Consider the following 247-nt stretch of genomic DNA (forward strand, 5'->3'; position numbering starts at 1 on the left):
GGCACAGGGCCGCGCCCGCAATCACAAACGCATACCAGCCATAGCCATTGATCGTGGTGGCATTCGGCCCGACCACGGCGAGTAAGATCAGCAGATACAGAATCGACCCTATCCCTGCATACGCTGAATCATGCCGTGCAAAGAAAGCCGAGAACTTTGTACGCAAGCTGACCCCAATCACGGTAGGAAGAAGCACGATTAGTGTTAATTCAAGAATAATTGATCCAAGCGGTACGTCTAACTGAAG

Annotated in this window: 1 pseudogene; it reads right to left on the reverse strand. The window is 51.4% G+C overall.

The annotated features are described in order from the left end of the window. Positions 1 to 247: pseudogene (locus R0J88_RS22420) on the reverse strand (bile acid:sodium symporter family protein); the annotation flags it as partial.

The sequence above is a fragment of the Pseudoalteromonas sp. SIMBA_162 genome (assembly GCF_046535955.1).
In the GTDB taxonomy this organism is placed as follows: Bacteria; Pseudomonadota; Gammaproteobacteria; order Enterobacterales; family Alteromonadaceae; genus Pseudoalteromonas; species Pseudoalteromonas marina.